5 protein-coding genes are annotated in these 11,196 nt (G+C 63.1%); 2 read left to right on the top strand and 3 right to left on the bottom strand.

Annotation, left to right across the window (positions count from 1 at the left end):
- The 3 genes from GEV06_15440 to GEV06_15450 all read right to left on the bottom strand — a co-directional run bounded on the left by GEV06_15440 (position 1) and on the right by GEV06_15450 (position 6,414).
- Positions 1–1,956, bottom strand: a complete 1,956-nt coding sequence (locus tag GEV06_15440; protein ID MPZ19287.1) for a hypothetical protein — start codon at positions 1,954–1,956, stop codon at positions 1–3.
- Positions 1,957–2,314: 358 nt separating this feature from the next.
- Entirely contained in the window at positions 2,315–3,964 is a 1,650-nt protein-coding gene (locus GEV06_15445) for an amidohydrolase family protein (GenBank protein ID MPZ19288.1), read from the bottom strand.
- Between the two features lie 137 nt (positions 3,965–4,101).
- Complete coding sequence (locus GEV06_15450) at positions 4,102–6,414, bottom strand: PQQ-binding-like beta-propeller repeat protein (protein ID MPZ19289.1); 2,313 nt, start codon at positions 6,412–6,414, stop codon at positions 4,102–4,104.
- A 258-nt stretch (positions 6,415–6,672) separates the two neighbouring features.
- On the opposite strand from GEV06_15450, the gene GEV06_15455 reads away from it, so the two are divergent.
- A complete protein-coding gene (locus GEV06_15455) occupies positions 6,673–8,841 on the top strand; it encodes a hypothetical protein (protein ID MPZ19290.1) in 2,169 nt (722 codons plus the stop codon).
- 14 nt (positions 8,842–8,855) lie between these two features.
- Positions 8,856–11,096, top strand: a complete 2,241-nt coding sequence (locus GEV06_15460; protein MPZ19291.1) for an FdhF/YdeP family oxidoreductase — start codon at positions 8,856–8,858, stop codon at positions 11,094–11,096.
- Positions 11,097–11,196: the final 100 nt, after the last annotated feature.

Here is an 11,196-nt window from a genome sequence, read left to right on the forward strand (position 1 = left end):
CTACTGCTCCCGCGCCCGACCTAACCGCGTGTTGTCACGCGGCGGCGTCAGAGAAGTTCTCAACTGAGGTTCTCTGTAGTATCCCATCGATCCGGTAACGACGCCCAGCCGATACTGCCGGTCGTCCATCAACCACGGACGTCTCCAACGCGATGGACGGGTCGACGAGTAGATGCGGAGCTCGCCCGGGAGGCTGGTGATGATTTCTTCACGCCAGTCTCCCAGGACGTCCGCAATGGCCAGCACGCCTCCTTCGATGTTCATGATCGTCTCATCCGGATACGTGAACAATCGACCGTCGACCACGATCTCCTTCTGCGCGTCGTCGTCCCACCACACGGCCAACGGGCCAAGGATGCCGAACGATGGATCCGAGAGACGCGTGCCATCGGCTGCGTACAACCAATACTGGCTGCCGTTCTGTTCGCCTCCGTACAATTCCATCCCAGGGTGCGCCGGATCGATGTCACCGATCATCCCTTTGGAATGGATGTGTTGCGTTGGACCGTCGTACGACCAGAGGATGCGCCCGTCCCGTGCGGAAATCAGTGCCAGCCCCTGGCTGGACCGGCGAGGTTCGATCCCCACGAACAGCTCTAACCCTGGGCGGTTGGGATCGATGTCGGCGAGGTGGCAAACATCGGGATGCCCCAGTCCGGTCTCCCAGAGCACGCGTCCGTCATGGTCGAGCGCGGTCGCCCCCAAGATCAACTCGTCGCGACCATCGTCATCGACGTCGGCGCTGATCAGGCCGTGGGTGCCGGGACCAGGCAGATCGTGAGGATTCTTGGCTTCTCGGTTCCAGATCTGATTGAAGTCCTTGTCCAGCGTCGTAGTCTTCATCAGATCATACGTGCCACGCTGCATGATCAAGGCAGGAGTCTTGCCATCCAGGTAGGCCACCGCCAGCATGTGCCGCTGGGAACGATTGTAGTGATTCCAGCCCCCGCGGGACAGCCATTCGGTGCGGGCTGTGACCTGACCCGTACGCCCGTCAAGCTTCACCAAATATTCAGGACCGGTCAGGACACGGCCGTCGATCTCCCGCGGATCTCCTTCGCCCGCCTTTGTGTACACCTCCGCAAAGCCGTCCTGATCGATGTCGTACACGACGAACGGGGAGTACCACGTCCCCGTTTCGATGGCCCAGCCCATGTCGTAGCGCCATATCAGCCGTCCATTGGCGCCGTTGTAAGCCTCCAGTTTGTAGGGTTCGGCGCTCCGCTTCCAGTACCGCTGGCGATAGTAGGGATCCGTGTTGAAGTCCGGCTGCTTGATGACGAAGTCGAGGATCCGATCGCCGTCGAGGTCGCCGATACCTACGGCTCGGGCCGTGTAGTCACCGTCGAGGGCGATGGAGACGTAGGGTTTGTGCCAGTCCGTGGAGGTGACGTAAGCCGTCTCTCGGTCGGGGACTTCGTTCGCGTCGACAATTGATTGGACCCGGTAGCGATAGGATTTGCCGTTGCGCGCGCTGTCGTCCACATAGGTCGTACTCTCGGTGACGGGATTGGACGTCAGGCGCTCATATTCCGTGGCGCCATAGATATCCTGACGGTAGACATGAAACGCCACCGTTTCAGGATCCTGGAGCACATCCGGGCGGATCGTCACCAGGGGTCGGTTGTTGGACTGCGTGAACGCGATGCCCGCAGGATCTGGCATATTGACGGTTGGGGTCAAGTGCTGCCCGGTCTGCAGAATCCCGATGAGTGAGACCATCCAGCCGCCAGCAAGCGCGTCTACCACCCCTGGGGCGCTGGCTAACCACCGCTGGCCCCGGCCGAATGGCAACTCATAGAGGACGAAGTTCACCCATCGGTGCGTCGGAATGAATTGCCGCGGGCCGCGCTGCCCGAGGGGCTCATGCGGATCTTCCCCCTGGCCCTCTTCGATATCGCGCGCCCAGGTCCAGGTGGACTGGAAGCTCAAGCCGTTCCTGAGCCGACGCCGCACCTCGAGGTTCAGCGCATGGTAGTCGTGGCGCGCGCCGTTGTCGATGAAATTGATGGCCGGATATTGCGGGAACAGGCGGGGGACACAAGACCCGTGAGGCCGATTTGTTCGCGCCGCGAACTATATCGCCAGGCGACGTTGACCGTTCCCGAACAGTTGCTCCGCATTATCTCAAGCGCAACTGGAAAGCGCCTTCAGCCGAAGGATAGAAAATCGGCGAGGTGGACCTTTCGCGAGCAAAGGGCCCGTAGCGCGTCTGCCTCAGCTTTGTCGCCATACAATATATGATCTGCGTTCGTTGTCAAGGCACCGTCCTCACGCTCGAAAAGCGCAGGCCTACAGACACACGAAAAGGACGTCAATCGGTCTGCTGGGGGTTACGCCGATAACCCGGGCCCGTCAGGACTTGACCCGGCAGTGCACCAGTGTGCTTGCCGTTATCGAGGACGAGCACGCCGTTGACGATGACGTAAGGAATGCCCTCTGGATACTGGTGCGGCTCTTCGAAGGTCGCCTTATCCGCCACCGTATCCGGATCGAAGACAGTCACATCTGCCCAATTGCCGGTCTTCAAGACGCCGCGATCCACGACGTTGATCTTCTCGGCGTTCATAGTCGTCATCTTCCGGACCGCTTCGGGCAAGGTGAGCAGCTTTAGCTCCCGCGTGTAGCGCGCGAGCACCCGTGGAAACGTGCCGTACCAGCGAGGGTGCACGTGTGTGCTGGCCCTGCGGCCGTCACGTGAAATCGCGGATCCGTCCGAGCCGATCGACGTATAGGGCTGCTTCATCACCTGCTGCATATCCTCTTCGGCGTGGTGAAAGAAGATGGTGGAGACGCTTCCTTCCTCTTCCAGCAGCACATCGAAGAGCACCTCGACTGGATCCCCACCGCGCGCAGCAATGAGCTCGCTCATACGCTTGCCAACGAACGGCGCGTTTCGCTCGTCGGCGAGGGCAACGAGCTGCATGCCCCCCCAACCGCCGCCAGTGGCGAGGTAGTGGTTGTACCAGCCCGGGAGGCCCTCGAGAATCTCTCGACGCATCCGGGCGCGTAGTCGTGGGTCCCGCAGGCGCTCGAGCATCTTCTCGTTCCCACCGTCGTGCGCCCACGGTGGAATGATGGATCGCAAGTTGTTGTTGCCCGCGCGGTATGGATAGACGTTGGCGCGGATGTCGTGTCCATCTGCGCGCGCCTGCTCGATCATCGTGAAGATCTCCGAGACACGGCCCCAGAGCTCACGATGCGCGATCTTCATGTGGATGATATCCACTCGGATGTCCGCCCACGTGCCCACGTTGATGGCTTCTTGCACGGCGTCGAGCACGCCCTCGCCTTCATCGCGAATATGCGTCGAATAGATGCCGCCGTACTCGCCTGCCACGCGCGCGAGATCCGCCAGCTGCTCATTGGTCACGAGATTGGCGGGAGGCATCAGAAGGGACGTCGATAGGCCCATGGCGCCCTCGCGCATGGCTCTCGCGATCTCCTCTTGCATTGCCTCGATTTCGTCAGGCGTCGCCGGGGTCATCTCGTGCCCTTTGACGTAGGTCCAGACCTGCCCCTGGCCGACGTACGAGCCGATGTTCGCGGCGACGCCCTTGTGCGCGACGTGGTCGAAGTATCCGCCGAGCGTTGTCCAGGCGCGTTCGCCTTCCCTGAGGGGGCCCTGTGACTCGCCTTCGCCGAGCACCATGGTCGTGACGCCCTGGCGGATCATGCTCTCGCATCTGGGCTCATCGAGCAGCGTGTCGTCGGAGTGGTTGTGCATATCGACGAAGCCGGGCGCAACGACGAGGCCCGTGGCGTCGATGGTCCGAGCGCTCTGAGCGCTGCTCAAATCGCCCAGCGCCACGATCCGTCCGTCGCGGATGCCCACATCTTCGCGCCGGCCTTCGGCTCCGGTGCCGTCGACCACGGTGCCGTTGACGATGAGCAGATCGTAGGATTCTCGCGAGCAAGCCGGGATGGCGAGCGCGAGCGTCAGGATCAGGAGGAAGCAGCGCATATGGATGAGACGTTTCCAAGTCGTGGTAAGGCGCCTTAGCGCCCGACCTAAAGGTCTGGCCTACAGCAGCTATCAGCTCTCAGCCATCAAAGTAGGCCCGACCTTTAGGTCGGGCGATCCGCGAGGGCCGCCCCGATCTATTGACGTGTGGTGTTGGATTGATTCGGTAGGGCAAAGGCAAAGTATGCTGCTTGCGCCTCGTCTTCTGCCGTTTCCGCCGCCTTTGCTGGAGCCGCGCCTGCGGGCTCGATCGCTTCCGCCTCTTTCGGGGTTGCCGACTCGTCGGACTCTTCTCGCAAGGGGCTCGCGGAAATGACGACATACTGCCGGCCGCCAGCTTCGTAGGTCGCCGCGACGCCGAGCGGGTTCAACGGCAGTTTCTTCGTCCACAGCTCCTCGCCCGTATCCTTGTCGAAGGCACGGAAGGTGCCGTCTGGTGTGCCGGAGAAGATCAAACCACCGGCCGTCACCACCGCCCCTCTCGGTGAGCCCGATCCGGTGTGCTCGATGCCCTTCTCGACCAGCTCTGGAACCTCGCCGATTGGCACCTGCCACTTGATCGTTCCCTTGTTGAGATCGTAGGCGGTCATCGTCGACCAGGGCGGCGCGATTGGCGCTGGCCCAATGGTCGGCCGCATGTACCCGTAATCGCTCCAGAAGCGCAGGGGACCGGTCGCCTCGTCGGCCTGCCTGCCCTCGGGGTCGGCACGATGTTCCGCATCGAACGCGGCTGCCGCTTCTTCCGCCGTGCTCGGATCGGCCAGATACGCGATGAGGCCGGTCAGCTCGCGATCCCCGAGCTTGAACGGCGGCATGCGGCCCATACCCACGAGCAGCGTTCGCTTGATGGTGTGACTGTCCAGGCGCGTGGTGACACCGACGAGCGACGGAATCTCCGGAGGGACACCGCGGAGCCCCTCGCCGTGACAGGCCTGGCAGGTCTCTTCGTAAACGATCCTGCCGATCTGTTCCGGCGGGCCCTCCGGCAGCGTCTGGCGTCGCGGTGGACGCCGCTCGAGCTTGAGCATGGTCGGTTCATCCTTCGACAGGACGTACACCACTCCCTGTGTCGGGTCGGCCGCCGTGCTTCCCCAATTCGCGCCCCCCGCGTTGCCAGGAATCTGCATCGTGTTCTGCAAGGCGGGCGGCGTGAACAGTCCCTTGTTGACCGAGCTTCCCACCATGTCCGTCCATTTCGCATGCTCGGCAGCGTCCAGGTGGGGACTGATGTCTCGCACCGTAAACGATTGGCGGGCGAACGGCGGCGGCGCGGTGGGGAAGGGCTGCGTCGGCCATGCCTCTTCGCCCGGCACATCGGAGGCGGGTACCTTCCGCTCTTCGATGGGCCACAAGGGCTCGCCAGTGACACGGTCGAACACATAAAGGAAGCCTGTCTTACCGGCCATCGCCACCACGTCGACTTCCTGGCCCTCGTGAGTGACGGTCACGAGCTGCGGCGCGGCCGTGTTGTCGTAGTCCCACAAGTCGTGGTGGATCACCTGATAGTGCCAGAGCCGCTTGCCGGTCCGCGCATCGAGCGCAAGCAGGCAGTTGCCGAACAGATTGGATCCTTTCCGGTCGCCGCCGTAGAAGTCGTACGTCGGAGACCCAGTCGGCACGTAAACGATCCCGCGGGCTTCGTCCAGGCTGATATCGCCCCAAGCATTGTTGGCGCCGACGTACTCGTGGGCCTCCTTGGGGTACGTGTCGTATCCGAGCTCGCCGGGGCGCGGGACGGTGTGGAAGGACCACACCAACGTGCCGGAGACGACGTCGTAGGCACGAATGTCCCCAGGCGGCGAGTTGTAGGCCTCACCTGTTCTCGATCCGACGATGAGGAGGTTCTCGAAGACGCGACCGGGAGAGGTCCAGCCGAGCGAACCAAAGCCGAACTCGATAATCGAGCTCGGGTCTCGCCCGAGGCCCTCGCGCAGGTCGACCTTGCCGTTCTTCCCGAACGAGGTTATGAGCTTCCCGGTGCGCGCGTCGATGGCCTGCAGGTAGGCGCCCGCGGCAAAGAGAAGACGGCGCTCGGAACCGTCCTGACGTTGCCAGACGTTGATCCCGCGGTCAGTGATGTCGCGCTGGAATAGCGGGTCGTGCTCATAGACCCAGAGCTCCTTGCCGCTGGTTGCATCCAGAGCGACAATAGATCTTTCCTTCCCCAGTGCGTACATCGTGCCGTCGACGACGATAGGATTGAACCGTAGTCGATCGTTGGCGCCGGCCTGATACGTCCAGGCGATCTCCAACCGATGCACGTTGGATCGATTGATCTGCGCGAGAGCCGAGTAAGATGACGAGTCCGCGCCTCCGAGATAGTCGGGCCACTCGGGGGCGGACTGCCCGCTGGTCGTGCCGCGGACGCCGAGCGGGACAATGAGGCAAGTTACGAGCACGGCGGTCACCTTGTGGCGATGTAGAGGGACGTTACCGAGCTGTACGCGCATGAGCGCTCTCCACGATATGAAACGGGGCACGACGTGTGGCGCGGATTATTGGGTGCGCCGGCGGTTGTGTCAACCGCACATGCGCACGGACAAGCCAATGCGTCACGCCGTCGATGCTCGCATGCATCGTCAGATATTGCCGCCGAGAAGGTGCTAATGTAAAGTGTTTAAAATTCATTGCCTGTCGTCCGAGCCAACCCTATTTCCGTAGACTGGCCCAACGATGCTGAACTACATGTGCAGGGATTAGGAGGTTGTGTGCCATCAGCTGCTGTCATTCGTCCGGATATCCTGCGTGCCTGCGCGGAGCTCTTCGGCAGTCAGACCGTCGAAGGTCGAGCGCTGAACGTGGAGGATCTCATCGCACGACTCACGATGGAGGCTCGGGACGACATCAATGTGCTTCTGCAAGCGAGGCATCAGCGTCAAGCGCAGGTCGCGCGTGGCGAGGATCGCTATGACTTCTTGGAGAGCGCCGTGATGGTCACGGATCCAGATGGTAACCGTGCGACGGTGTCGATGATTCGGCAGGGCATGCTCGACGCTTTCATGGGGCGCGCTACCGCGGCGGCCTGGAAGATTGCGCCGAGCCGGCCGATTCCGGACGAAGTGACGAGGCCGGGGCTCGAGGGTACCGGTCCTTGCATCGACCTCGGCATGGCGATGGGCGCGATTGGTACCGGTGCGTCCTCATGGATGTGGGATTGGGAAGACGCCGGTGGCGACTATCGTGACCAGCTCTATCAGGCCTGGCGAAATCTCAAGCAGATTCTCGCCCATGAATGGGATGACCGCCCGTTCGACCATCCAACGAAGGTGCAGAAGGACGCGCAGGGGAACAGCGTGCCGCGCCGCTATACGATCGACGTGCCACCCGAGCAATGGCCGACGATCTTCCACCGCGTCCCTGGCCTGCATCTGCGGAACCGGCAGATAGCGGTCGACGGGCGTGCCGTCCCAGCCATCATCCCGGCTCTCGTGATACATGCCTTGAACAACTATGACGCGCAGAGACGAAACGGCTCCGGAATCTACTACTACATTCCGAAGATCGAGAGCTGGCAGGAAGCGCAGCTCGTCGGACGGCTGCTCAAGTCGCTCGAGAACGCGATGGGACTGGGTCGAGGCTCCCTGAAGATCAAGATGCTCAATGAACGCGCGGAGTTCGTCCTCCAGCAAGAGGTGATTCAGTGGGTGCTGCGCGAGAACCTGATAGGACCCAATGTCGGCCGGTGGGATTACCTGAACAGCCGTGAAGACATGTTCCACCACGATCCGGATATGGTCATCCCGAACCCTGGTGCGGTGACGATGACCGAGCCGACGATGACGTGCTACACGAGGCGCAATGCGCTGCTGGCGCTGCTGGCTGGCGGCATGCCGATTGGCGGCATGGCGGCGCAAATGCAGAATCCACGTGCGCCCGAGAACGACGAGAAGGCGCTGCGCGACATCTGGTTCGACAAGCTGCGCGAGCGGCTGACCGGCCTGTTCGTCATCAACGGGACGCTCTATGACACGTACCGTCAGAGCTGGGTCGCGACCATCACTCCTGCATACGTTGCGGCGGGGCGTGAGCCGCTCGTCGCAGAGCTCGGCGAGCTGGAGCGCATCGTTGGCACGGCCACCGACGGCGAGCGCGCGCGGTTGGAAGCGCTTGGCGTCCTGACCAACGGGCGGATCACGCCGCTCGAGCTGTCGGAACGTGACCTGACCGCCGAGCGCCTGTTCTCGGAGGAGGCGCGCACCGAGCTCCTTGCTCGACCGCAGGGCCCGACGACGGAGGAGGGGCTTCGGCACGCGATGTACATGGCGACGGAGTACATGTATCAACAGCTCCACGGTAACAACGCCGCCGCCATTGACGATCCCTCGACCGGCCTGCGGTTCATGAACGACCTGGCGACCTATGAGATCTTCTGGCATTTCCTGTACTTGACCGTGTCTCACCGTGTCCGCCTGGACGCGGACGGCCGCTACTCGAAGATGGGTGATCGTGTGACACCGGAGCTTTTTCTCCGTCTATTGGACGAGCGCCGTGAGACGGTCAAAGAGCTGTTTGCGACGCTGGGCATCACCTATGAAGAGACCGATGCCGAGCTCGTCCTGGACATCCTCCGTCGTCAGGTCGTGGAAACGGCGAAAGACGACCGGGTCATCGCGCAGCCACGGTGGATCAAGTACGGATCGCGGGTATTGCTCTCCTTGATCGAGCAAAGTCAGAGCGACCGTCAAGCCATTCTCGATGGGATCTTTGGTGAGCGACAGGATCTCGTCGCGCGACTCGAGCGGGCGCCGGACGGCGAGAGCCGGGATCTCGCGCTCCGTGTGTTGGAGGCCCACGACTACGTGTACGACACGTTCGAGCCCGCCCCTGGGCGCGCGGATGTCGGCGGTGTGACCGAGCGGTGGACGACGGCCTCTTGATCGAGCTCCGGACGATGAGTAGACACAAGAAATGGATCGACCCGGCGAACTGGGCCAGCCTCAAGCCGTTCGGCATCGGTGAGGGAAAGCCCAACAACTACGGCGAGATCGTCAGAGCGCTTGGCGAGAACCGCGGGCAGCTTCGGTACGCCTGGCGCATCCTGCGGCACGGCACCTGTGACGGCTGTGCGCTGGGCACCAAGGGGATGCGGGATTGGACCATGCGCGAGGTCCACCTGTGCAACATCCGCCTCCGGTTGCTCCGACTCAATACGATGCCGCCGCTCGACGTTACGCGGCTGGACGACGTCAATCTGCTGGCGGGGAAGTCCAGCGCTGAGCTCCGCGAGCTCGGCCGGCTGCCTTACCCGCTGCTCCGCCGAAGGGGTGAGCAACGGTTCGTCCGGATTTCCTGGGATGAGGCGCTCGCGCTGGCGGCCGAACGGCTGCAGGAGACGGCCCCGGCCAGGTTCGGCGCGTATCTGACGAGCCGCGGGCAGCCCAACGAGAACTACTTCGCGGCACAAAAAGCCGTCCGCGCCCTGGGAAGCAACTCCATCGACAACGCGGCACGCGTCTGCCATTCGCCGAGCACCTTCGGCCTCAAAGGCGCGCTCGGCGTTGCCGCCACCACCTGTTCGTACTCGGACTGGATCGGGAGCGACCTGATCGTCTTCGTTGGCTCGAACGTCGCGAACAATCAGCCCGTCGCGATGAAGTATCTCTACCACGCCAAGAAGGCGGGCACGAAGGTCGTCTGCATCAACCCGTACCGGGAGCCGGGAATGGAGCGGTACTGGGTGCCGTCCAATATCGAGAGCGCCCTCTTTGGCACCAAGATCACCGATCGGTTCTTCCAGATCAACGTCGGCGGCGACATCGGCTTCTTGACCGGCGTCCTCAAGCACATGGTCGGCAACGAGTGGGTCGACCAACGCTTTATCGCGGAGCACACCGCGGGATTCACAGATGTGAGCGCCGCCCTCGACCGGCACAGTTGGGACGAGCTCGAGGCGGTCTCGGGCAGCACCGAACGAGAGATGCTCGCGCTCGCGGAGTTGCTTCGTGCGGCCGACACCGCGGTCTTCGTATGGAGCATGGGCATCACCCAGCACGAGTTCGGCGAGGACAACGTCCGCGCCATCATCAACCTTGGCTTGACCAAGGGATTCGTAGGGCGCACCAACTGTGGCCTCATGCCGATCCGCGGGCACTCGGGCGTGCAGGGTGGCGCGGAAATGGGTGCGTATTCGACCGTGCTTCCCGGGGGCGCACCGATTACCGAGGATGGCGCCCGTCACTTCGCTGACTTGTGGGGCTTCCCTGTGTCCAGTGCCATGGGCCTCACCGCACCGGAGATGATCGACGCCGCTCACGAGGGGAAGCTCGACGTGCTCGTGAGCTCCGGCGGGAACTTTCTCGAGGTGCTGCCAGATCCTGCCTACTGCCGCGACGGGCTGGCCAGGATCCCGTTGCGTATCCATATCGACATCTGTTTGTCGAGCCAGATGCTGATCGATCCTGCCGACATCGTGCTGCTGCTGCCGGCCGAGACGCGTTACGAGATGGCGGGTGGTGTGACGGAAACATCGACCGAGCGGCGCATCATCTTCAGCCCCGAGATTCCGGGCCCGCGGATTCCCGAAGCGTGGCCCGAGTACCGCATCTTTGGTGAGATCGCCGCGCGGGCCCAGCCGGAGCTGGCCGGCGCCGTCCGTTACGACAGCACGCGCGCCATCCGCGAAGACATCGCCAGGGCAGTGCCGTCGTACGCCGGGATCGAGAAGCTGGAGAAGTTCGGCGACGCCTTCCAGTACGGCGGCCCGCACCTGTGCGCTGGCTGGAGGTTCCCAACCGTCGACGGCCGCGCCCATTTCTCGGTGGTGGCGCTACCAGACTGTTCTCGACCGGACGGGACGTTCGTGGTGGCCACCCGGCGAGGGAAGCAGTTCAACAGCATGGTGCAGGAACACAGGGACCCGCTCACCGGCGCTGCACGCGAAGCGGTGCTTATGAATCCGCGTGACGCCGATCGGCTCGGCCTCGCCGACGGTGATGCCGTGGTGCTGACCAGTGAAGCAGGTTCGCTGACCGGGCGTGTTGCTCGCGCGCCTGTGGCACCTGGGAATCTCCAGGTGCACTGGCCGGAGGGTGAGGTACTGATCGACCGCAGGCGTCGCTCCCCACAGGCGAAGATCCCAGACTACAACGCGGTGGTTCGGGTCGCGGCCGCCGAGCTGTCGAGAGGAACGTAGGCCCGACCTTTAGAGTCTGTGAGAATTCCTCGTAGCGCAGGCCTTGAGGCCTGCCCATGGCGGCGCTGGCAGGCCTCAAGGCCTGCGCTACGGCCATTAT

It is taken from the genome of Luteitalea sp. (assembly GCA_009377605.1).
In the GTDB taxonomy this organism is placed as follows: Bacteria; Acidobacteriota; Vicinamibacteria; order Vicinamibacterales; family Vicinamibacteraceae; genus WHTT01.